The sequence below is a fragment of the Fodinicola feengrottensis genome (assembly GCF_039530045.1).
GTDB lineage: Bacteria > Actinomycetota > Actinomycetes > Mycobacteriales > HKI-0501 > Fodinicola > Fodinicola feengrottensis.
Genome location: NZ_BAAANY010000022.1, coordinates 37436 through 59953, shown reverse-complemented (window position 1 = coordinate 59953; position 22518 = coordinate 37436). Strand labels below are relative to the sequence as shown.

General features: G+C 67.1%; 19 protein-coding genes. 6 read left to right on the top strand and 13 right to left on the bottom strand.

The genetic code is table 11. The features are described 5' to 3' along the window. Positions 1-16: 16 nt before the first annotated feature. The 5 genes from ABD301_RS27995 to eccCa all read right to left on the bottom strand — a co-directional run bounded on the left by ABD301_RS27995 (position 17) and on the right by eccCa (position 6847). Positions 17-1282, bottom strand: coding sequence for a hypothetical protein (locus tag ABD301_RS27995; RefSeq protein ID WP_344313382.1), 1266 nt, complete (start codon positions 1280-1282; stop codon positions 17-19). Between the two features lie 191 nt (positions 1283-1473). Then, positions 1474-2076 (bottom strand): hypothetical protein, encoded by a 603-nt coding sequence (locus tag ABD301_RS27990; RefSeq protein WP_344313381.1) that lies wholly within the window; start codon positions 2074-2076, stop codon positions 1474-1476. A gap of 88 nt (positions 2077-2164) precedes the next feature. Beyond that, entirely contained in the window at positions 2165-2455 is a 291-nt protein-coding gene (locus tag ABD301_RS27985; RefSeq protein ID WP_163572069.1) for a WXG100 family type VII secretion target, read from the bottom strand. Positions 2456-2495: 40 nt separating this feature from the next. Then, the gene (locus tag ABD301_RS27980) at positions 2496-2813 is read right to left on the bottom strand and encodes a WXG100 family type VII secretion target (protein ID WP_163572070.1); all 318 of its coding nucleotides are present in this window, start codon (positions 2811-2813) and stop codon (positions 2496-2498) included. Positions 2814-2944: 131 nt separating this feature from the next. Next, positions 2945-6847: a type VII secretion protein EccCa gene (gene eccCa, locus ABD301_RS27975; RefSeq protein ID WP_344313380.1), complete on the bottom strand. Its 3903-nt coding sequence runs from the start codon at positions 6845-6847 to the stop codon at positions 2945-2947. 146 nt (positions 6848-6993) lie between these two features. Between eccCa and eccD the strand changes: the two genes are divergently transcribed. Beyond that, positions 6994-8385 carry a type VII secretion integral membrane protein EccD gene (gene eccD, locus ABD301_RS27970; RefSeq protein WP_344313379.1) on the top strand — a complete coding sequence of 464 codons (1392 nt, stop codon included), beginning with the start codon at positions 6994-6996 and terminating at the stop codon, positions 8383-8385. A gap of 9 nt (positions 8386-8394) precedes the next feature. Here eccD and ABD301_RS27965 read toward each other — a convergent pair whose 3' ends face one another. From ABD301_RS27965 to eccE, 4 genes are all read right to left on the bottom strand, one after another. After that, complete coding sequence (locus tag ABD301_RS27965; protein ID WP_344313378.1) at positions 8395-9867, bottom strand: MFS transporter; 1473 nt, start codon at positions 9865-9867, stop codon at positions 8395-8397. Between the two features lie 40 nt (positions 9868-9907). Beyond that, complete coding sequence (locus ABD301_RS27960; protein WP_344313377.1) at positions 9908-10633, bottom strand: SDR family NAD(P)-dependent oxidoreductase; 726 nt, start codon at positions 10631-10633, stop codon at positions 9908-9910. 733 nt (positions 10634-11366) lie between these two features. Beyond that, positions 11367-12329, bottom strand: a complete 963-nt coding sequence (locus ABD301_RS27955) for a hypothetical protein (RefSeq protein WP_344313376.1) — start codon at positions 12327-12329, stop codon at positions 11367-11369. 497 nt (positions 12330-12826) lie between these two features. Further along, entirely contained in the window at positions 12827-14080 is a 1254-nt protein-coding gene (eccE, locus tag ABD301_RS27950) for a type VII secretion protein EccE (RefSeq protein WP_344313375.1), read from the bottom strand. Between the two features lie 92 nt (positions 14081-14172). Here eccE and eccB point away from each other — a divergent pair, with 92 nt between their 5' ends. The 4 genes from eccB to nhaA all read left to right on the top strand — a co-directional run bounded on the left by eccB (position 14173) and on the right by nhaA (position 18544). Next, the gene (gene eccB / locus ABD301_RS27945; RefSeq protein ID WP_279582213.1) at positions 14173-15606 is read left to right on the top strand and encodes a type VII secretion protein EccB; all 1434 of its coding nucleotides are present in this window, start codon (positions 14173-14175) and stop codon (positions 15604-15606) included. Between the two features lie 121 nt (positions 15607-15727). Continuing rightward, positions 15728-16084, top strand: coding sequence for a hypothetical protein (locus tag ABD301_RS27940; RefSeq protein ID WP_163572076.1), 357 nt, complete (start codon positions 15728-15730; stop codon positions 16082-16084). Between the two features lies 1 nt (position 16085). After that, entirely contained in the window at positions 16086-17204 is a 1119-nt protein-coding gene (locus ABD301_RS27935) for a hypothetical protein (protein WP_344313374.1), read from the top strand. A gap of 77 nt (positions 17205-17281) precedes the next feature. Continuing rightward, entirely contained in the window at positions 17282-18544 is a 1263-nt protein-coding gene (gene nhaA / locus ABD301_RS27930) for a Na+/H+ antiporter NhaA (protein ID WP_344313373.1), read from the top strand. Between the two features lie 42 nt (positions 18545-18586). Here the strand turns inward: nhaA and ABD301_RS27925 are convergent, their stop codons facing one another. Continuing rightward, complete coding sequence (locus tag ABD301_RS27925; RefSeq protein WP_344313372.1) at positions 18587-18985, bottom strand: universal stress protein; 399 nt, start codon at positions 18983-18985, stop codon at positions 18587-18589. Positions 18986-19091: 106 nt separating this feature from the next. After that, a complete protein-coding gene (locus tag ABD301_RS27920) occupies positions 19092-19643 on the bottom strand; it encodes a MarR family winged helix-turn-helix transcriptional regulator (protein ID WP_344313371.1) in 552 nt (183 codons plus the stop codon). A gap of 77 nt (positions 19644-19720) precedes the next feature. On the opposite strand from ABD301_RS27920, the gene ABD301_RS27915 reads away from it, so the two are divergent. Beyond that, positions 19721-20638 carry an alpha/beta fold hydrolase gene (locus ABD301_RS27915; RefSeq protein ID WP_344313370.1) on the top strand — a complete coding sequence of 306 codons (918 nt, stop codon included), beginning with the start codon at positions 19721-19723 and terminating at the stop codon, positions 20636-20638. Here ABD301_RS27915 and ABD301_RS27910 read toward each other — a convergent pair whose 3' ends face one another. Together ABD301_RS27910 and ABD301_RS27905 are read right to left on the bottom strand one after the other, a co-directional pair. Continuing rightward, positions 20639-21832 (bottom strand): MarP family serine protease, encoded by a 1194-nt coding sequence (locus ABD301_RS27910; RefSeq protein ID WP_344313368.1) that lies wholly within the window; start codon positions 21830-21832, stop codon positions 20639-20641. Next, entirely contained in the window at positions 21829-22518 is a 690-nt protein-coding gene (locus ABD301_RS27905) for an NUDIX hydrolase (RefSeq protein ID WP_344313399.1), read from the bottom strand. Before ABD301_RS27905 ends, ABD301_RS27910 begins: the two co-directional genes overlap by 4 nt.

Below are 22518 nucleotides of genomic sequence, written 5' to 3'. Positions count from 1 at the left end.
CTGGTCGCCCGTCGTGCTAGGTACCAAGAACTGACCGTGGAGCATCCCCTTCACCACCCCATACATCGTCATCTTCATACAACCACCCAGTTGGGGAACCTTGTTCGTCTTCCTTTTCTCCATTCCCTTTGGCGCGCCCTGAGGAGAGCAAATTCGAACCCTTCCTACGGCCGTCGGCCTGCCCAGCCGAACCAGTACCGCCCCGCCCTACTCCAGCAAGTCCGGCGGATGTCGGGGTCACCTCACGCCCAGTCGACCCACCGCCGGGAATCCCGCTGGACGCTCCAGCTCCCGCGAAAGGTGAGGTACCGGGAGTCGAAAGAGGCCCCCTCCCAGTTCCTGCGCTCGCTCCACCGAGACCCCCACCGCCACCACCCGCTCCAGCAAGACCGCCGCCAGACGGCGGGGATCCCACACCCTTGAGGCCTACTCCGTCACCGGCTGGGGGTGTTGACCCGGTCAAATGATCTCCTGGCTTGAACGGATCTGTAGCGCCCAGCTTGCCTCCGTCGAAAGAACCGGCACCAGATCCTTTGGGCAGATGTCCAGCACCGAAGCCACCCCCACCAGTTGGTGACGGGAGCCCGCCGGACCCACCTCCGCCCGATCCAATCCCGGACGCTCCACCAGTTGGGCTGACACCCGTCTGGTAAGGATTCGTGCTGTCCGTAATAGCAGACGGTAATGCCGTCGAGGAGACAGTGGGGATGCTGTCGGCGACTGGGGATGTGTTGGTGTTGACCTGGTTGTAGATCTTGCGGGCCTCGGCGGTGTGGATGTTGAGGTTGTTCTCCACCCAGTTCTCCACGTCACCTACCCCGGGGATCTTGGAAGCCAGGGAGAACGCGCGCGGAGCCAAGTCCAGGAAAACCTGCCGGAAAGCACCGTCGGCGACATGGGTATGAGCCTGCCGCGCCTCGATGATGTCACCAACCATCGTCGGAGGAATCGGCATCGACTCCTGCGCAGCGGCGAGATACCCAGCAGCGGACTGCAGCGCAAGCCCAACCCCGCCATTGGCGTTGGCGTTCTCCAGGACCGAATCCAGGTCAGTCGCCAGCGTCGTGACGTGCTTCGCGTACGCATCATAAGCCGCACCAGACCACACCCTGTTTGTCTTCAGTTCAACGACGTGCTTCTTCAAAGCCGTCGACACCTCACCGAGGTTCTTCAACAACGCGGTCCAGCCGTGGCCGGCCTCCGCCACATCCCCCGGCCAACCATCAACCACCACCTGGTTGACCATCGTCTCCCAATCAGCGGCGAAACCAGAACCATCCACCTTGTGACCAGGCTCAGGGGACACCGCCGCACGCACGCCACTACCCGACGCTTGTCCTGTGTACGGCTGCGGAGCAGACGGAGCTCCAGCCGACGAGGTGCTCCCCGTAGGCCGGGAATTCCCTGCGGATGTGTCACTCGTTGAAGGCTGACCGCTACCAGCTTGGCCGCCGCCAGTATCGAAATTGCCCATCAGTTCGACACCTTCCCATCGCCGGTGTCATAACTCGAACCTGACGGTGAAACAGAAGCACCGCTTGGGGAAGCACCAGACCCACCGCCGGTGAACAACGAGTCAATGTCGTTGGCATTGGCGGCATTCAGAGCTTCGGTCGTCTTGTAGTTCGCGATGATTTGATTGGTCGCACTGACCGCCGTCCCCAACTGCGTCACCATACTGTTCAACTGGGCCGAGACAGCACCGTCGATACCGACAACCTGATTGAAGACACGAATACCCGGCGGAAAGGTGCCGGTTTTGGGCTGAGACTGGTCGATCCCGAGCTGAGTTCGAAGATGCGAGATTGACGCATTCAACTGACCCACATACGTCTGTACGTTGGTCAGCCAGCCAGGAACCTTCGACATTGCGTCCAGGTTGACCTCGATGCTGCCGGAGCCGCTGGGTGTGGACGGTACGCCGTCGTTGCTCGTTTTCCCCTTGCCTGGGGTGAATGCGGGTACCGAGCCAGGGTCTGGATCATGCGGTGGGGTGAAAAGGTCCTTGCCGGCGCCAAGAAGCGGATCCCCGTTGTCGCCCTTGTTGGGTAAATGAATGTAGCCCGACTCTGTCATCGCGAGCCCCCGTGGGTGGTGGTGAAAGATCGATGGCCCCGCCCCGAGCGGAGTCGGGCGGGGCCATCGAGCGCGTACGTGGGATGGGCTAGCCGAACATGCCCTTGTTGGCGGATTCGGTGGCCTGGTAGTTGTCGTTGGCGACCGAGACCGCGGTGCCGATCTGGTTCAGGATGGACGCCATCCCGTTGATGGCCTGGTCGAACTGGGCCTGCTGCGCTTGGTAGCTCTGCGACGCGGAACCCTGCCAGTTGTCGGCGAAGTTCTTCACAAAGCGGCGCAGGTCTTCGGCCTGCTGGGTGATCTGGTTCCAGGCGCCCTGAATGTCGAGGTGCGCGCTCTGCAGTGCCTCGTACTGAACCTTTACTGCGTCTGACATCGGGAAAACCTCAATCTTCGAATAGTCAGGGAATCAGGGGTCAGGACGCGCCCAGCGAGCCCATGATCTTGTTGAAGGTCGAGTGCTCCTGGTCTTCGGCCGCGTTGTACGTCGAACCGGCCTGGTCCAGCAGTTGGGCGATGTTTTCCAGCGCGGTGTTCAGCTTCTGCTGATCGGCGGTCCAGGTGGCGTGCAGGTTGTGGAACGCTGCCGCCGCCTTTCCGGCCCACTGGCCCTGCAGGCCCTCGAGCTTGTTCCCCAATGTGGTGATCTCGGTTTGCAGGTCTTGCGACACCTGCCGGACGTGGGCTGACGCTTGTGCGTGGGCGCCCTCGGTATAACCGTAGCCACCTGACATCTTTCACCCCGTTCTGAGTTCCTGACTGGCCGGGCATATGCCGGCCCGAACGCGGATAACCTTACACGAGGTGGACAACCGATTGCAGTCGTTTGTCCACACCAAGCGGCCTCATCAGCGGATTCATGCGGCTAACTCGGCGGTGTGTACGCGAGCTGAACCAACTGAACACCGTCTTTACGGCGCACCATCGTGCCGCGACCCGGCGGTTGCTGCGAAGGCCGTACGTTGCCTAGAAGAGCGCCTTCGTCGCGTTGTCCGGCCATCACGATTCCAGGGCTGCCAATCTCCTTTATTCGCTGCATCACTGGCTCGTAGATCGATCTGCCGGCACCGCCGCTGCGGCGCGCGATGATCAGGTGCAGGCCGATGTCCTGCGCCTGCGGAATGAACTCCAGCAATGCCGAGATCGGGTTTCCGGACGGGGTGACCACCAGGTCGTAATCGTCGACAACGACGTAAAGATCTGGTCCAGACCACCAACTCCGGTTCCGCAACTGCTCGGCGGTGAGATCTGGCCCCGGAAGCCGCTGGGTCATGGCCGCTTTTACGTCTTTGATCATCGATTGCAGTGACGTGCTTGAGGCCGCGTAGCCGATCACGTGATCGGTTTCGACCGTGCCCAGCAGACTGCGACGATAGTCGGCTATCAGAATGCGGGCCTCGTCTGGCCTGTGCCGCGCGACCAATCCGGTCAGCACGTGGCGTAGGAAAGACGATTTCCCGCATTCGGAGTCGCCGAACACCACGAAATGCGAATCGCTCCTGAAATCCAGGAAAACCGGCCGCAGCTGCGACTCGTTGATCCCGATGGGCAACCCACCGGGGTCGGTGAGCGGTGGCAGTTCCGCGGCCGAAAGCAGGGTGGGAAGCAGTCGTACGCGCGGTGCGGCCTCGTGTTTCCATGCCTGGCGTACGCGTGCGACCAGGTCAGTGACGCCCTCGCTGAGATCGTCGGCCGAACGGCTGCTGTCGATACGCGGCAGCGCGGCGAGGAAATGCAGTTTCTCGCGGGAAAGTCCACGGCCCGGGTTACCGGCCGGTACGTTCACCGCGACCCGCCGGTCGATCGCCGAATCGGACGGATCGCCGAGCCGCAGCTCCAATCGAGTCCCCAGCAGGTCGCTCAGCGCCGGACGCATCTCCATCCAGCGCGCCACCGAAATGACCACGTGTACGCCGTACCCGAGACCACGTGCGGCGATTTGAGTAATGGCCTGCTCAAGATCCTCGTACTCCTGCCGAACCGTGCCCCATCCGTCCACGATCAGGAAAACATCACCGAACGGATCATCGGTGATTTCGCCAGCGGCTCGCCGCCGGCGGTACGTGGACATCGAGTCCACACCCAGTTCGGCGAACCGCTTTTCCCGATCGTCCAGAACGGTGCTCACCTCGGCGACAACCCGCCGGATCACCTCAGCGTCGGTACGACTCGCCACCCCGCCAACATGCGGGAGGTCGCGCAGGCCGGCGAAAGTGCCGCCACCGAAGTCGAGGACGAAGAACTGCGCCTCGCGCGGCGTGTGGCTGAGCGCCAGCGAGCAGAGCAGCGAGCGAAGCAGGGTGCTCTTGCCACTGCGCGGGCCGCCGGCCACCACCACGTGTCCCTCAGCGCCTTCCAGCCGCGCCCAGAGCACGTCACGGCGCTGCTCGAACGGCCGGTCAATGATGCCAACCGGCACGGTGAGCCGGCCGAGCCCCGCCCAACCGGCCGGACACAGCCCGCGGTCCGGATCCTCCTGCAGGTCCGGCATCAGCTGGTCCAGCGCGGGAGGTTCGCCGAGCGGCGGGAGCCAGACCTGGTGGGCCGGCGGGCCCTGGCCGGCCAGCCGACGGACGATGACATCGAGCAGGCTGTCGCCGATGGCGTCCTCGTCGCGGGTCGGCATCGGCATCGGTGTGCTGTCGTCGGCGCTGCCCTGCACCGGTGCCAGCGTGTACGGGACAACCTGACGCGCGGCGGCGGCCACCCGGCCAGCCGACGGCGCCTCGCCGGGATCGCGATAGAGCCCGGAAACGTATGCGGCCCGGAACCGGATCATCGTCTGGGTGTCGATTTTCAGATAACCGTGCCCAGGCGCGGACGGCAGTTCGTACGCGTCCGGAACACCCAGGACGATCCGCGACTCGACCGCAGAAAAGGTGCGCAGCCCGATCCGGTACGACAAATGGGTGTCCAGACCTCGGAGTTTCCCTTCCTCCAACCGCTGGGATGCCAGCAACAAATGCACGGCCAGCGATCGACCCAACCGTCCGATCTGCACGAACAGGTCGATGAAATCGGGTTTTGCCGACAACAGCTCAGAAAATTCGTCGCACACGATCAGCAGGCTGGGCAGCGGGGCGAGGTCGGCACCGGCGAGGCGGGCACGTTCATAGTCGCGTACGGACGAATAGTTCCCGGCGGACCGCAGAAGTTCCTGGCGGCGGACCAACTCGCCATTCAACGCGTCCTGCATCCGGTCAACCAGGTGCAACTCCTCGGCGAGGTTGGTGATGACCGCGGAAGTGTGCGGCAGGTTCACCAAAGGCGCGAAGGTCGCGCCGCCTTTGAAGTCGACAAGGACAAAATTCAGGGTCTCGGACGAATGGGTGATGGCCAGTCCGGAAACGAGCGTACGCAGCAGTTCGGACTTCCCGGAACCGGTGGCGCCGATCAGCAGGCCGTGCGGGCCCATGCCCTCCTGCGCCGACTCCTTGAAATCCAGGTCGACCGCGATGCCGTCCGGGTTCAGGCCGATCGGGATCCGCAACCGGTCCCGGTTCGGCCGCGGCCGCCAGGTGAGGGTCGGATCGATGGCGCCGGCGTCACCGATGGCCAGCAGGTCGGGCAGCTCGGTGGCGACCGACAGCGGCTCGTCGGCGTTCGCGGTCTGGCTGATCCGGTACGGCGCGAGTTGTCGCGCCAGGCCGTCCGCCTGCGATTTCGACAGCAGGTCGGGAGCCCCGATGGAGGAGGAGCCGTTTCGGCTGACGATCGAGATGGCGTCGTCGTCGATGCGCAGCACCAAAGTGGAGCGGGTGACATCGCGCGGGACGACGCCGGAGAGGTCGATGACCGTACTGCCCTGCAATCCCGCGCCCAGCAGCTGACAGTCGCCGCTCACCTCGCCACCGTCGAGGATGACCAGCAGATGCGGCTGGTCCTTGACCGGCGGGTTGTTTGGCGAGTGCCGCGACCGGCCGGCGAGCAGTTCGTCGAACTCGGTCTCCAGCTCCTCCAACGTCTCGGCGACCCGGCGGCTCGGGCCGGCGTTGTCCGGCCGGCCGGACCGCAACGCGTGCGGCAGCCACTTGATCCAGTCCCAGTCGCCCCACCGGTCGTACGGCGCGCAGACCGAAACCCACAGGTCGTCCGGCGAGTGGAACGAGGCCGCCTGGCCGAGCAGCGAGCGTACGAGCGCCAACGCCCGCGCGCGATCACCTTGTACGACAATGCGGCCGAACGCGCGCAGGGACAGCGCGACCGGCAGTTCTGGAACCGTCGTATAGCTGCGAACAAAACGCCTCAGCGCAATCGCCGCCATCGGCTCCAAGTCCTCGACCGGCTTGGTTTCCGGCGTGACCAACTGGATCGCGAGGCGCTGCGGCCCGACCGCGATCCGAAGCTCGCCGAAGTCGTCGTCACCGACCCGGCGCTCCCAAAGCCGCCGGCCGGCGACCACCGACCACAGCGCATCCGGCGACGGATGGCGCCAGGTCAGCGACTCGCGCTGCTGCTTGGCGGCACGGCGTACCTGCCGGCGAATTTGGGCCAGATAACGCATGTAGTCGCGGCGCTCGGCATTCAACTCCGCCTTTTCCTGCGCGCCACCGCCGCCGGCGCCGCCGAGGAAGGCACCGATCATCGACACGCCCAGCAACCCGCCGGCGATGTACGTGACTGGACCACCTCCGCGGCCGGCGTAGAGAAACGCCACCGCGCCGACCCCGGCGATCGCCGGCAGGATCATCAGCAGCCGGCCGAGCCCCTTGGGCAACACCTCCGGCAGCTCCGGCGGTGATTCCAACAGGATTTCACCGCGCGGCATCGGTGGACCGTGCCGGCGCGGAGGGCGCCGAAACAGAACAGTCGCCACTGCAAAGCCTCCCCGTGTGCGGCCGTGGACTCAACCGCAATCCGCGCCATCGTATGTAGTCTGCCTACGATTCGGGAGACACGGGGAGGAACCAAATCATGGCGGTGGCGGCTTCCGGGCTCTGCAGGGTGACTGTGGTGGCCCCTCGTACCCGCATCGACCTGGCACTTCCCGAGGAAGTGCCGCTGGCCGAGCTGGTGCCCACCTTGCTGCGATATGCCGGCGAGGACATGATCGACGCCGGCTCGGCACACGGCGGGTGGGCGCTGTCCCGGCTCGGCGCGCCGCCGTTGGACACCGGGCGCAGTTGCGTGCAACTGGAAATTCGGGACGGCGAGCAGCTGCATTTCACCCCGCGGTCGGCGGCACCGCCGGAGGCGGTTTTCGACGACGTGGTGGACGCGATCGCCACCGCCACGAACAGTCGCAGCGGCCGCTGGAATGCCCGCGCGAGCCGTGTCGTCGGGTTGGTCGCTGGTACGGCCGGATTGCTGCTCGCCGCCGCGGTGATCGCCACCGCCGGTCCGCCGGAATTCCTCGGCGCGTCCGTGGCGGGGTTAATCGCACTCGTGCTTTTTGGTGCGGGCGCAGCGTTTTCCCGCGCACTTTCAGACGCTCGTACGGGCGCGATTCTGGGCGGGCTGGCCATTGTTTACGCATTCCTGGCCGGTCTGCTGGCCCTGGGCGGCGGCCGTACGATCAGCCAACTCGGGGCGCCCCACGCGCTGGTCGGCTTCACGCTGATGACAGTGATGACCGTGCTGGTCGCGCTCACGGTGGCCGACCATGTACCAACCTTCGTGACGCTGGCGATCGCCGGCCTCTTTGGCGTGGTCGGGTCCACGATGGTGGTGCTGACGCCGGCCACCGGAGCCGGGGTGGCGGCGGTCGCCGCCGCCGTGGCGTTGGCCGCCGCGCCCGCGCTGCCGTTGCTCTCGTTCCGGCTGGCCCGGCTGCCGATGCCGGCGATTCCGACCGGTCCGGAAGACCTGAAAACGGACACCGACTCGGTGCCCGGCCAGCAGGTGCTGCGCCGCAGCGAACTGGCCGACCGCTATTTCGTCGGCCTCCTGGTCGCCACCGCGTTGATCACCGGGCTCGCCGAGATTTTGCTGGTGCTGGAAGGAAGTGTCTTCGGCTGGTCTCTTTGTGCGGTGATGGCGCTGGTGTTGCTGATGCGTACGCGCGTGCTTATGAGCGTTCGTCAACGACTCCCGCTGCTGATCGCCAGCCTCGGCGGACTCGTGCTGCTGGCCGTCGGCTTCGCGGCCGCCGGCGGCCTGGTCATCCGGCTGGCGGCCGTTGTCGGCGGAGTTCTCGCCGTCGTCGTGATCGCGCTGCTGTCCGGCCTGGTGATCCCGGGCCGCCGATTCTCGCCGTTCTGGGGACGCGCCCTGGACATCATCGAGGTGCTGCTGGTGGTCGCGATCGTGCCGCTCGCGATCGGAGTTCTGGGCCTCTATTCGTACGTCCGCGGCCTCACCGGCTAACAATCACCGTCACAGCGCGACAGGGACAGCGGGATGCGGGTCGGGGTCGGCGGTTTCGGGTTTGCCGGCCGGCAGAATGACACCGCAAATGAGGGCTCCGACGGCGAAGATCGCGCTGCAGCACCAAAACGCGAAGGTGTAGCTGTGGATCGCGCCAGCGGTTTGGACGAGCGGACTGCTGGTGTCCTTGCCGGCCAAATAGCGGGTGAGGGCGGAGGCGGCCAGGGAGTTGAGCAGGGCGATGCCGATGGAACCGCCGATCTGCTGCGCGGTGTTGAGGGTCGCTGAGGCAATGCCAGAATCGGTTTCGGCCAGGCCGGTGGTTCCGGCGTTCATCGCCGGAGCCATGGTGGCGCCGACCCCGAAACCGAAGAGCATCAGCGGGCCGAGGAGGCCTCCGACGTACGAGCTGCCCGGGCCGATGCCGGTGAGCCAGGCCATGCCGGCAGCCGCGATGAGCATGCCCGCCGGCACCGGGACCTTCGCGCCAAAGCGTGGGTAGAGCTGGGTGGTGCAGAGGCCGCCGGCGAGGACCAGGGTGGCGACCATCGGCAGGAACGCGACACCGGTCATGACCGGCGAAAACCGCAGGATCTCCTGCATGTAGTAGTTCAGGAACAGGAAGGCGCCGAACAGACCGATCCCGCCGATGAAGATCGCCAGGTTGGAGCCGCCGCGGGCGCGGTCCAGGAGTACGCGCAGCGGCAACAGTGGCTGCTTTGCGCGGGTCTGCCACCAGGCAAACAGGGCGAGCAGTAGTACGCCCGCGGCCAGGAATCCCCAGGTGTTCGGGTCGCTCCAGGAGTGGGATTCGACGTTGGCGAAGCCGTACACGATGCCGAACATGCCCGCCGAGGCGATGAGTGCTCCGGGGATGTCGAGCGTGGGCCGGTCGGTGATCTTGGCCTGGCGGGGCACCAGAATGGCGACGCCGACCAGCGCCACGGCACTGATGCCGACGTTGACGTAGAGCGTGAAGCGCCAGTTGAGGAACTGGGTGAGCAGGCCGCCGAGCAGCATGCCAACGGCCGCGCCAGAACCCGCGACACCGCCGAACACGGCGAAGGCGGTGGCGCGTTCCTTGGCCTCGGTGAAGGTCGTCGAGAGCAGCGAGAGCGCGGCGGGAGCGAGCATCGCGCCGGCCAGTCCCTGCAGCGCGCGGGCGGTGACTAGAACCCCGAAAGAGGGCGCGGCGCCACCGAGAGCGGACGCCGCGGCGAAGCCCACCAGTCCGATCAAGAGCATCGTCCGGCGCCCGACCAGGTCGCTGACCCGGCCGAACAGCAGCAGCATGCTGCCGAAGGCGAGCGAGTACGCGGTGACGATCCACTGCCGGTCGCCGAGCGAGAAGCCAAGATCGTGTTGGGCGTTGGGCAGGGCGATGTTGACGATGGTGACGTCGAGTACGTCCATCAACTGAGCCAGGCAGATGACCACCAGGATCCACCAGCGTACAGAGCTTGTCGTTCGCACTTCAGTCATTTCTTTCTCACTTTGTTTACGCGAGGGCAGTGTGAGCTGGTCAGAGCACCGGCTTGCGGTCGACGAAGAGCTGTCCGGTCGGTCCGTCGGCACCGAGAGTCGCGGCCCAGACGATGTCGTTGGCGCTGTCCACGGCCGGCCGATCAGTCTCGTCGACGCGTTCGGGGTGAGTGGCGGTGTTGCCCGGGTCGACGGCATTGACCAGGATCGGAGTGTCTTTCAACGCGCGGCCGAGCACGCCGGTCAGGGCGTTGAGCAGGTATTTGGCCATCGCGTACGCCGGGGAGCGCATCGGCTCGCCGAGGTCGAGGCCGACAGCGACCTGCTGCGCGGCCAGGCTGGAGACGTTCACGATCCGGGCCGCCGGGGCCGCGGTCAGCAGCGGGAGCAGCGCCTGGGTCAGGGCCCACGGGCCGATCACCGAAACTTCCAGCGCGGAGCGTACGACGTCCATGTCGGCGTCCAGCGCGGAAAGGACCCGGTAGTCGGGCATCCCGCTGGCGTTGTTGACCAGTGCGTCGAGGTGGCCGAAGGTCTGAGTGACGTAACTGCCGGCCTCGTCCATGCTGGCCTGGTCGGCCAGGTCCAGGCGCAGGGCGGTCGCCGCGTACCCGTCTTCGCGCAGCCGCTCGGCCAGCGGTTCGGCCGCTGCGAGGTCGCGTGCGGCGAGGATGACATGAAAATCGAGTTCAGCGAATCGCCGGGCGACAGCGAAGCCTAGTCCGGCCTCGCGGCTAACTCCGGTGATCAGAGCGGTCTTGGTCATGGGGGTCCTTCTACGGTTGCGAACATCGTTACGAACTAAGTTCTACTCAACGAACTAAGTTCGTGTCAATGTGTAGTGAGCCAGCTGACCTTTACTCTCCAGCAACACTGGGCGTTGTACGCGACCGCACGTTCGTAGACTGTTGACCGTTCGTAGAATTAACAGCCCGACAGTTTTCGTGCCATTGGACAGCCCCTCGGCTCATCGACCGCGGAACAATGTCCCGCACTCGACACCGAGTGCGGGGTTTTGTGCCGCACTCAACGACCAAGACCACAGCAAACCCAGGTGCGGCGCAAAACTGTCGTACCCACCCCCAAAAATCACCCCCACCCAGTGACGGGTGGGGGGCGGGTTCGAGGACCAATGTTCAACCAAAAATTAAGGTCCACCTCTCAACCCACCCCCCGCCCGTTCAAAGGGAGGGGGAAAGAAAAACAGACACCTACGACAATTTCGCGCCGCTACGGCTTGTCGCGGCTAAACCAGCCACACAGGTTTCCATCCACACCCCGCCCGCGCGGCGCACGTAGGCCGCCCACGTTCGCGCGGCGACCGGAGGTCGCCCAGGTTCGTGGCGGTGGGGTGCCCGGTTTTTGGGCGCACCGGCGACGCTAACCGGACGCGCCGCCGCAGGAACTGCGGCCAGAGCCACTGCGGTGGGGTGCCCGCCCTTTGGGCACCCCGGCGACGCGAACACCTTCGCGCCGCGGCAGGAACTGCCGCCATAAACTCAACCGCGGCGGGGTGGGCCGAAGGCTTCGCGTTCGATGGGGGTCGCGTTGACCCAGAGGTAGCGGTCGGCGCCGCCGCCGAGCAGGGCCAGCATGTCGTCGTGCATGGCCTGCATCAGGCCGGCGGTTTGGCTGGTCAGGCGCAGGACAGCGCCGGCGGCGGATGACTCGGCCGGCGAGAGGCGTTGCATCAGGACCAGGTCCGAGTCGGCGACCGCGCCGAAGCCGAAGGCGGACAGTTCTGGCAGCACGGTCAGCCGGGTCTGCCAGGGGCCGAGGCCGGAGGCGAGGGGGGCCGGCGACGGGCCGGAGTCGTTGACGACGAGTACGGGGGCCGAGGCCGAGCCAGGTGCGACGGCCATTGGCGCGGTCTGGACCACCTCGACGCGGTCGTCGAAGCCGGTGGCCCATTTTCCCCAGCCCTGCCACGCGCCGGGGCGCTGAGTCTGGATGACGATCCGGGCGCCGACGCCGAGTGCGCGCAGCAGCATCAGGCGAGTCACCCACAGGCCACCGATCAGCGTGAGCCGGGTGGACTGCTCCCGGAACAACCGGATGGCCACCGGCCGCGACTCGACATCAGCACCGAGGATCACCCCGGACGGGTCGACGGGCAGTTCAAGACGATCCAGCTCAGCGGTGGCCAGCCCGTGAGCAGGCAGATCGGCACCGGCTGGTGGTCCGAGGTCGACGCTCGGCTCGGTCTCCGGGCCGCCGACGGGCCGCACACCCCGCCCATAGACCGTCCCGCGAGAGGACGGCACGCCCGAGACGACACCAGCCGAGACCGGGCCGGTCGAGACCAGCGTCCCCGAGCCCGGCCGGTTGCTGACCCCGAGGCCGGACGCTGGACCAAAGCCGCCGGACACCGACCCGACACCGGAAACTGGCGCCGCGCCTGACGAAACCGCACCAGACGCGGACGTACGCACCGGACCTGAGGTCGGTGCCGTGCCTGACACTGGAGCCAGCGCAGGGCCACGGCTGGAAGAGACCGGGGCGACAGCAGGCGGCGCTCCAGGACCTACGGCACCAGAACGTGCCGGACCTGGGGGTACCGGCGGCCGACCGGACTGCGGCCCGGAAGCGGGACCAGCCGGCTGACCAGAGTGCGGGCCGGCCGGTGGGAGCGGAGGTGGACCGGAAGCGGGACCAGACGCCCCTGAGGGGACCGGGGGCGGACCCGCCGCGGCGGACGGCGGCGGCGCGCCCCACCGACTCGGGTGACCAGGCGGAGCAGTTGACGGCCACGGCGGTGACCCCGGCGCCGAACCGGTCGGTCCCAACGGACTGGACGTACCCGACTGCGGCCCAGCAGAACCGACTGGCTCGTACGGACCGCCAACACCGGACGAACCAGTCGGCCGGTACGGACCGACAGGACGGCCAGGGCCCGCAGGGATGGGAGGGACCGGCGGTGGCCCCACGGCCCCCTGATCGGCTCCCCCGTGTGGTCCGGTCATCGCACTCCACCCCCGGTTGGTGCGGCCGCGTACATGGCGGCCGCTTGTTGCCCTTGCAGCAGCCGGAGCCGGCAACCGGCCTGCCCGGCGGCACTCTTCGCGGCCGCGACAGCGGCCGGCAAGGCAGCCGGCAGCGCAGCCACCCGCAACAGCGTACGAAGCGACACCGTGCCGTCGTCGGAGTCGTCCAACGACACCGACAGCGTGGTCATCGCCGCTGGTACGCGCGCTAGTACGGACAACAGGCCGGGCACCCCGGGGCGCTGCTCGGGCCACCGGGTGACGGCCAGTGACGCGTACGCCACGCCGTCCGCCAACAACCGGTCCCAGCCTTCGTCGATCCTTGCGTCCTGGGTGGTCGGCGCGGCGTCCAGGCCGGTGCAGCGGGCCAACGCCTCGGTCAGCCCCACGGTGTCCAGGATCCGGTACTCGATGCCGGCGCTGGCCAGCACCTTCGCGACCCGCCCGACGATGGCGGCCAGTGCCTTGCCGACGCCGTTCGGGCCGCCGCCACGGCTCGCGGCGGCGTCCGCGGCGGCCGGCGCGGGCAGCCGGACGGCGACCCAGGTGTGCCGCTGGGCGGCGACCGCGGCGGCGCCGGGCAAGTCCTGATACGACACGAAAGCCGGGCAACCAGCGGGCAGTGACGTGGTCGGCGCTGGTACGGCATGAGTGACGACCTGCAGGCGGGCGCCGCGCAGGCCGCCTTCCGAGAGCACCGCGGTCAGCTCGGCGATCGGCAGCATCCCGGCACCCAGCCCGTTGAGGCCGCCGGTGTTGACGACCGCGACCGCGGCGAACCAGCCGTCCGCATCCGACGCGATGCCAACCCGCTGCATCCGGTCGGCCACATCTCGTACGACCAGCGCCGGGGCCAGCTCGGTCAACGCCCGCAGCCGGTGGTCGGCGATGTTCGGCCGGGACCGGCGCCGGCGGCGGGTGGCCAGCCGCCAACGCAGCACCACGGTCTCGAACAGCCAACGGCCACCGACCGGGGTGAAGGTGGCAACCAGCACCAGCAGCGCGACCACCGCACCGACGGCCAGTCCGATGAGCCCGAAGCCCATCCCGACCAGGACTGCGGCGGCGGCGATCTGGAGCGCGACGACCTGGCCAACCAGGACCGCGCCGAGGCGGCCGCGGCGGGCTCGTACGACCGGGCGCATCGCAGCGCCGGCGACCGGCCCCGGCGGTGCTCCCACCCGGGCCGCGCCCCGGGCCGCCGGCTGCGGGGTGGGAATGAGTGACATGAGGCCGTATTGTAGGGGCGCTCGCTCGGCTGATGGAGCGGGAAGACACCGGAAGACATAATTCAACTGCCGGCACGGGGGTGCGGGAAAACGTGCGTTCACGCCGAGAACAGCTGCAGGCGTACAGGTTCGTCACCCGGCGGATTGGCTCCGCCCTGCTTTGCGGTGAACCGGAAAGCAATGACCTGCCGATGCGCCGGTTGGGATTGTCCGTCTTCGGCTCGGTGATGATCGCGGTGTTGGCGGTGGCCGCCGTTGGCGTCATCGGTTTCCTCAACCCGTCCGGCAACACCAGCTGGAAGAACGAACAGTCGATCACCATCGAGAAGGAAACCGGCAGCCGGCTCGTCTACCAGCAGGGCAAACTCCATCCAGCGCTGAATTTCACCTCCGCGCTGTTGGCCGTCGGCCAGCCGAATCCGACGATCAACACGGTTTCCCGCAATTCCCTCGCCGGCGTACCGCGCGGCGATTCTTTCGGCATCCCGGGCGCGCCGGATTCGCTGCCCAGCAGCGAACAACTCGTCAACGCGCCATGGACAGTCTGCACCGGCAACGACGTGTCTGACGTCGACTCGCAGTTGTACGTCGGAGTGGCGATTGGCCTGTCGGCCGGCGGCAAGCCGCTGGGCGACTCCGGGGTGTTGGTCTCACCGCAGGGCAGTCAGGAGCTTTACCTGCTCTGGCACGGCGAACGGTTGCGGGTGCCAAACGCATATGGCGAGCGCGCCGCGCTGGGCTGGGCGAGCGCCGAAGTCGTGCAGGTCGGCGCAGCTTTCCTGAATGCCGTGCCAGCCGGCCCCGACCTGGTGGAACCGACCATCGCGAACAACGGCCAGCCGGGACCGGCGATTGAGGGGACACCGACCAAGATCGGTCAGGTCTTTCAGATCGGTACGACCGCCCAGTATTTGACGGTCCTCCCGGACGGCCTCGCGCCGCTCGGGGAAACCGCGGCCAAACTCCTGCTCGGCGGCCGAACCCCGACTTCCCTTGATCCCAGTACGTACGCGCAACACCATTCCAGCACCGCCGAGCAGGTCCCCACCGGCTATCCGGACGCCGTGCCGCGGCTGGAAGCGATGATGAACGGCCCGACCGCGAGCGTTTGCGCGATGCTGCCAAAATCCGGGCTGCCAAAATCCGGACTGTCCACCTCCGGCGGCAATACCGTTCAGTTGTTCGCTGTCAGCTCCACACCGGCCGGCTTCAGCAGCCAGAATTCGACCGCATCGGCGACAAACTCGGCCGAGCCGACCGCGAATCGGATCGTTGTCCCAGGCGGTCGCGGCGCGATCGTACGCGACTTGCCCGCCACTGGTGTCACCACCGGCACGCTTTATTTGATCACCGACACCGGAATGCGCTTTCCGATCGGTTCGCCGGCGGATCTGGCCGCGCTGGGATACACCGGGGTGGATCCGCAACTGGTACCGACCAATGTGCTCAGCCTGTTGCCGACCGGTCCGACGCTGTCCGCCGCGGCCGCCCGGAATCCCGCTACCACCAGTGCGAATAACCGGTAGCCGTTGTTTTTCCGCTGGTTGACCAGCGAATGTGGATAACCACGGCCACAAACTCGGGCAGAACGGCTAAGCTGTGTGCAGGCGGGTGGACTCACTGCCAGATCTACACGGGGAGTAAGACATGGATGTCGAGTTCGATATCGACTCGTTGCAGGATTTCCGGAAAGCGCTCGAGACGCGACTTTCCCAGGCCCAGACGATTCTGTCCGCGGTGCGGAAAATCCCGCCCAGCGGGCCACCGGTGGGAAACATGGCGGACGGTGAGGTTTACACGTCCGCCGTGCGGACCCGCAACAATGCGTATGTCGAGCGGCTGACCCGGTTGCACGAGTCGATCAAGGTGGCGATTGCCGGCACCGACCAGATCATTCACAACTATTCCACGGTCGAGGCGCTCAACCACGCCAACGCCCAGGACGTGGCCGGCCGGATCGCCCCGGTTGGCGCCACCTTGGCCCAGCCCGGCGAGGTGGTCTGACATGTCCGCCGACCTCTACCTCACCACCGACTACAGCCAGTTCAGCCATGACCAGCTTTACCAGCAGTTGATGTCCGGTGAGCCAGACGCTGTGAACGAGTTGGCGGATACGTACGATGTCCAGCGTTATAGCGTCCACACCCTGGCGCACGACATCGGTTCAGACCTGCGCAAACTGGCCGGCGTCTGGCACGGTGACGCCTTCGAGGCGTACGGCACCGCGGTGACCGCAATCTCGACCTTCGCGGACGCATTGGGCAATGACCTGAGCGCCAGCTACGACTCGATGAGCGCGGTTCGACCGGCGCTGCTCAACGCCAAGCGGGAAATGCCCAACCCGAAGGACACCGCCGACGCGCCCACCCAGGACGCCGGCGCGGGCCTGCTGATCAGTCCGGCCGCGGCTGCCGCTGGTCTCATTCATGGCAAACAGCAGCAAAGTCAGGCGCGGGACAAGGCCGTCGACGTGATGAACAGCTACGCCGACGCGCTCGCCACGCATGGCACTGCGATCGCCGGCCCACCGACGGCAGCGCCAGCTCACCTCCCGTCGCAGTACAACAGCGCCGGCCCAGCGCTTTCCACCGCCAACGGCGGTGCCGCGGTGTCCGCCGGCCCAGCGGTACGAGCGGCCAGCACCGCGCACTTGTCCCATTCCGACGGCAGCGCACCTGGCCAGGTCACCACCGGCGTGAACGGGTTGCCAGGCACCAGCCATGGCACTCCGATCGGCGTCACCACCCCGGCCGGCACCGGACTGGCCGGCAGTGCGCTCTCGGGCTTGTCCGGAGCCAGTGGTACGACCGGCGCCGGACTCACCAGCCCGGGCCTCGCCGGCGCTGGTTCGGGCGCGGCGGCGGGCCTCGGTACGGGTGGCGCGGCCGCGTTTCCCAGTGGCGCCGGGCTCGCCAACTCCGGCCCCGCCACCAGCGGTCCAGCACCCGCTGCGCCGTCATCGGCGACAACCGCCGGCCAAGGCGGCGGTGGGATGGCTGCCACTGGCCGACGGGCCACCGACGAGCACGACGAGGAATACCAGACCTGGCTGACCGAGGACGAGATGGTGTGGGGCAACGACACCGACGCCCCACCGCCGGTGCTGGGCGAGACTTCTCGCTGACAGCTCAACAAAAACGGCCGGAGCGCGACAGCGTCCCGGCCGTTTTTGCGCGGTCAACCGGCGAGACGTCAGGATCTGTGCTGTATTGGAGAAACGTACCGAGTCCTGGAGCCGCCGTTATCGCCGCCCGTCACAAAGCCGGCAAAGCCGCCGCACTGGCCGCCGTCGAGGTGGCGAGACTGCTGCGTACCGAAACGGTCGGCGGCATGCTGTTGCTGATCGCGGCGGCGCTGGCCGTGCTGATCGCGAACACGCCATTAGCCGGTGCGTACGAGACAATAAAGGCATTCACCGTTGGGCCGGACGTGCTGCATCTGCGGCTGAGCCTGGACAGTTGGGCAAAGGACGGGTTGCTCGCGGTTTTCTTTTTCGTGGCTGGATGTGAACTCAAACGTGAGTTGGTGGTCGGCGAGCTGTCGTCCGTACGCCGGGCGGCGCTGCCGGCGATCGCCGCGATAGCCGGCATGGTGGTGCCGGCGGTGGTTTGTCTGGCGGTCGGATTCGGGGCTCACGGAATTTCGTCGGCTTGGCCGGTGCCAGTGGCCACCGACATCGCTTTCGCTTTGGCGGTGTTGGCGATCAGCGCTCCTGGACTGCCCAGCGGCGTACGCATTTTCCTGCTTTCCCTCGCGGTTGTGGACGATCTCGGCGCGATCCTGTTGATTGCCGTGCTGTTCAGCGAAAAGTTGTCGCTCATCGCGTTGGGGGTGTCCATTGTCCTGCTGGCGGTTTACTGGCTGCTGCAGTACGGCCGGATTCGTACGCCATGGATTTACGTGCCACTCGCGATCGCGGTCTGGGTGGCCGTGCATGCCGCCGGCCTGCACCCGACGCTGGCCGGTATCGCGCTCGGATTGCTCACCAGGGTAAAGAAAGACGAGGTGGAGGAACTGCCGCCGGCGGTCCGGATGGAACATTTACTGAGCCCGGTGTCGGCCGGTGTCTGCGTGCCGCTCTTCGCGTTCTTTGCCGCCGGCGTGCCGGTAAATGCTGGCGCGTTGGCTGGCGTGTTCACCGATCGCGTCGCGATCGCGGTCATTTTCGGTCTGGTGGTAGGGAAACTCGTGGGCGTAGCGGGCGGGGCACTGGCCGCCGTACGGCTGCGCCTCGGCCAGTTGCCGGACGGAATGCAAGTCCCGGACTTGATCGCGGTGGCCCTGCTGGCGGGCTGCGGATTCACCGTGAGCCTACTGATTACCGAACTGTCTTTCACGGACAGCGCACACAGTCAACGCATCACGTTGGCGGTCATGATCGGATCGGTGCTGGCCGCGGTGCTCGCCAGCATTTTACTCCGCGTACGAACAAAAGCTCGCCAGAAAGATTCTGCAACGATGTAAAGGAAATCGCTGCTACCAGAGCGTCTGTCGTTACAACAACGACTAGGGAACGACGACGACTGGTTGGTCGCAGCGCCGGACGATCCGGCCGGCCACCGAGCCCACCAGCCGATGCAGCCGGGAGGCCGAGCGACCGACCACCACCGCGTCCGCGCGCAGCTCGTCGGCGACCGCGAGCAGCTCCCGGTCCGGCGATCCCATCCGCTCCACCAGCTCCCACTGCACCACGCAACACGACAGCACGTCCCCGACCTGATGGATCAGATCGGAGTCGGCGATGTCGTCGGGCAGCACGTCCAGGGCGCCGAAGCCGGTCGGCATCACGGTGCCGGTCGAACGTACGTAGACGACCACCAGCCGGGTGCCGAGCCGCCGCGCCAGGCCGGCCGCATATGCCAGTGCGTGTTCACTCGACGGCGAGCCGTCGAAGCCGGCAATCACCGGTTGAGGAGAGGGGGAAAACGATTCCTGGCCTTCTGATGATCCAGCGGGGTCCCGTACTGGTTCATATCCCACCGCTGTCGCCTCCTCGGCTGTGTGTGTCGAGTCAGGCGCCCGGCACCGGGCCGGACACGTGCTTTGTATCACTTCTCGGGTCCACCGGCCGACCGGAAAGCCCTAAAAGTGTCTGAATTTCGGTCACAGCCTCGCCGAGTCTGCGCTGTTCGTCTGCCGATAAGTCATCGAAGATCATCATAATTCGGGCACTGAGCGCACGCCGAGACTCCGCCAGTCGCGCCAGCCCGAAATCGGTGATGGAGACCAGCACCGCTCGCCGGTCCGACTCGTCCGCGTCTCGGCGCACCAACCCCTGCACTTCCAAGCGGGCGACCAGCGCGGTGATCGCCGGCTGCGAACAGTGCTCGTACTCGGCCAGCCGGGTGATCCGGGTCGAGCCGAGATCGTCCAACAGCGCGAGCAACAGGACCTGCGAACTGGGCAACGTGCCAGCGCCGGCCCGCTCTCGGGCCACCATCCGGATCAGCCGACTGGTGGTGTCCACCAGGCTGTCGGCGATCGCGCGCAGCGGCTCGTCCGCCACCGGGAGCAACTCCGGCGAGCGGTCAACACGGCCCATGGCATGGACGTCCGCGGTCACGTGACCCAGAATACATAGCACTGTTATATATTGGCAACCGTACGAGCCGTCGAATCGCGGTGTGACACGCTGGATCGATGCGGAGGGCGGACGAGTCGGTGGTCCTCATCGACGGCCCGTGGAGACACCGCGGGGTGTACGCCAACGGCAGCCGCTTCCACGTCGTCGAGGCCGGCCAGGGTCCGCTCGTGCTGCTATTGCACGGCTTCCCGGAGTTCTGGTGGACCTGGCGACACCAGATCGAACCGCTGGTGGCGGCCGGCTACCGGGCCGTCGCGGTGGACCTGCGCGGATACGGCGCCAGTGACAAACCGCCGCGCGGCTACGACGGCTACACGCTCGCCAGCGATGTGGCGGGGCTGGTCCGCGCACTGGGCGAGCGGGACGCCGCGTTGGTGGGCCACGACCTCGGCGGCTACCTGGCGTGGACGACCGCCTGTTTGTACCCGCGTACGGTCCGGCGGGTCGCGATGATCGGCAGCGCGCACCCGCGCCGGCTGCGGTCCGCGCTCGCCGCGGACCCGGCGCAGCAGCGCGCCAGCCGCCGGCTCGGGCTCTACCAACTGCCCCGGTACGAGCACCGGCTCACCCGCGACGACAGTGCGCAGGTCGGCCGGATGCTCCGCGAGTGGTCCGCTCCACAGTGGACGACGACCGCGGATTTCGCCGACTACGAAACGGTTTGCCGGCAGGCCTTCGCGATCAGCCAGGCGGCTTTCTGCGCGTTGGAGTATTTCCGCTGGGCGGTCCGGTCACTGACCAGACCGAGCGGCTGGCGGTTCGCCGAGTTGCTCGCGCAGCCGATCGACGGCCCGGTGCTGCAGGTGCATGGCGCTCTGGACACCAACATCCTCGCGTCCACCGCGCACGGCTCGGGGCGCTACGCCACCGGCCCGTACGACTGGCGGCTGCTTCCCCAGATCGGTCACTTCCCGCACGCCGAAGCAGCCGACGAGGTCAACGACCTCCTGCTGCACTGGTTGAAGCAGGGGTAGTTATTCGGGGTTGCAGGTGCCGGTGCTGACCGGGTTCGACAGGTTGCGGCCGGCGGACACGTCCGGCGCGACCTCCTTGGCGGTCAGCGCGTAACCGGTGTCCGCGTCGTCCAGCGACGCGGCGAACACCACCCCGTAGACCTGGCCGTCGGTGCTCAGCAGCGGGCCGCCGGAGTTGCCGCTGTGCACCTGCGTACGCAGCGAGAAAATCTCCCGGTGCACCGTTTGCTGCTTGTAGATGTCCGGGCCGATCAGCTCCCGGGTGTCCCGGATCCGAGCCGGGGTGGCCGTGTACGGACCGTCGCCCGGATAGCCGAGCACAATCGCGTCCGCGTCGTTGTTCGCGGACGAGTCAAATGACAGCACTGGAGCATTCAGGCCCGGCACGTCCAGAATGGCAACGTCGTGCTCGGGGTTGTAGAGGACGACCGTCGCCGGCAACGTGGTGCCGTCGTTCATCACGATATGCAGGTCCTCGGTGACGCCCGCGACGACGTGCGCGTTGGTGAGCACGTGGTGCGGCGAGATCACGAAGCTAGACCCCTCCAGCCGCCGACTGCAGCTGGGCGCGTCGCCGATGACCTTCAGGATCGACGGGTGCGCCGCCCGCACGACGGCGGAGTTCGCCAGCGCCGAGTTCGGCGCGGCCACCGACGGCACCTTGGTCGGCGTCAGCGGGTCGAAGATGTCCGGGAAGTCACCGGTGTCGATGGTGCTGGCAAAGGACGCGTACAGCCGCTGCACAGGCGTCGGCACGACCCTGTTGATCGCCGGGATGATCGCCGAGTGGTTCACCTGGTACGACAGCGCCGGGAACGGTGCCCGGGCCAGCGGCACCGCGACCATCCAGCCCACCAGCAGCACGGCGATGATGGACAGGCCCGAGCCGCCCAGGCTGTCGACCGTACGCGCGCCGCGGTTCTTCAGGCGGTCCCGGACGGCCGAACCGAGGATCACCGCCAGCGCCTGCCCGGCGCTGGCCACCAGGAACACGATCACCAGCGCGACCACCAGCCGCCACAGCGGGTCCTCGATCCGCTCGGCGATCAACGGAGCCAGCTGCAGACCGAGCAGGGCGCCGCCAATGAAGCCCACGAAGGACAGCAGGCCGACCACGAACCCCTGCCGGTATCCGTTGATGGCGAACAGGATCACCACGACGACCAGCACGATGTCGACAACGCTGCCGGTCACCGCTCCTCCTCCGATAGGCCAAGATCACTGCTCGTAGAAGGAACGTCCAAAACGCGCTCAGGGTGCCAGGGCACCGTCCAGCCGCCGATATCCAGCAACCCGGACACCAGCGCGGCGGTGAACCCCCACACCACCATGCCCCGGACGGCGAAACCCGGGCTCGCATAACCGGCCGGGTGTCTGACTGTCACCCTGTTCGCCGGGTCGACCAGCTCGGACACCGGCACCCGGGTGACCGAGGCCACTTCCTCGCGGTGCAACGGGGCGACCGGGTGCGGCCGCTCCCACCAGGCCAGCACCGGCGTGACCAGGAAACGGGAAACCGGCACCGGCAGCGGCGGGAGGCTCGCGACGACACGTACGGACGACGGGTCAAGCCCGGTCTCCTCGTTCGCCTCCCGCAGCGCGGTCTGCTCCACGCCGGTGTCCTCCGGATCGACCGCACCGCCAGGAAAGGCCGGCTGGCCAGCGTGATTGCGCAGGGTGGCGGCCCGTTCCAGCAACAGGATGTCCGGTCCGGGCACGACCCCGTCACCGGTCACGTTCGGCGCGTTCTGGCCGAAAAGCATCAGCACCGCGGCCGGCCGCCCGATCGGCTCGATGTCCCGCCGGTAGCGGTCCAGCGGCGACTCGAAGCCGCCGCTGACCGCGTCGACGAGCTTGTCCATCCAGTCCGGCAGCGGCAT

What these genes read in the sequence shown, in the direction of transcription:
- ABD301_RS27990 (WP_344313381.1), bottom strand. Translation starts at nt 2,076, where the DNA reads ATGACAGAGTCGGGCTACATTCATTTACCCAACAAGGGCGACAACGGG.
- ABD301_RS27985 (WP_163572069.1), bottom strand. Translation starts at nt 2,455, where the DNA reads ATGTCAGACGCAGTAAAGGTTCAGTACGAGGCACTGCAGAGCGCGCAC.
- ABD301_RS27980 (WP_163572070.1), bottom strand. Translation starts at nt 2,813, where the DNA reads ATGTCAGGTGGCTACGGTTATACCGAGGGCGCCCACGCACAAGCGTCA.
- eccCa (WP_344313380.1), bottom strand. Translation starts at nt 6,847, where the DNA reads ATGCCGCGCGGTGAAATCCTGTTGGAATCACCGCCGGAGCTGCCGGAG.
- eccD (WP_344313379.1), top strand. Translation starts at nt 6,994, where the DNA reads ATGGCGGTGGCGGCTTCCGGGCTCTGCAGGGTGACTGTGGTGGCCCCT.
- ABD301_RS27965 (WP_344313378.1), bottom strand. Translation starts at nt 9,867, where the DNA reads ATGACTGAAGTGCGAACGACAAGCTCTGTACGCTGGTGGATCCTGGTG.
- ABD301_RS27960 (WP_344313377.1), bottom strand. Translation starts at nt 10,633, where the DNA reads ATGACCAAGACCGCTCTGATCACCGGAGTTAGCCGCGAGGCCGGACTA.
- eccE (WP_344313375.1), bottom strand. Translation starts at nt 14,080, where the DNA reads ATGTCACTCATTCCCACCCCGCAGCCGGCGGCCCGGGGCGCGGCCCGG.
- ABD301_RS27940 (WP_163572076.1), top strand. Translation starts at nt 15,728, where the DNA reads ATGGATGTCGAGTTCGATATCGACTCGTTGCAGGATTTCCGGAAAGCG.
- ABD301_RS27935 (WP_344313374.1), top strand. Translation starts at nt 16,086, where the DNA reads ATGTCCGCCGACCTCTACCTCACCACCGACTACAGCCAGTTCAGCCAT.
- ABD301_RS27915 (WP_344313370.1), top strand. Translation starts at nt 19,721, where the DNA reads ATGCGGAGGGCGGACGAGTCGGTGGTCCTCATCGACGGCCCGTGGAGA.
- ABD301_RS27905 (WP_344313399.1), bottom strand. Translation starts at nt 22,518, where the DNA reads ATGCCGCTGCCGGACTGGATGGACAAGCTCGTCGACGCGGTCAGCGGC.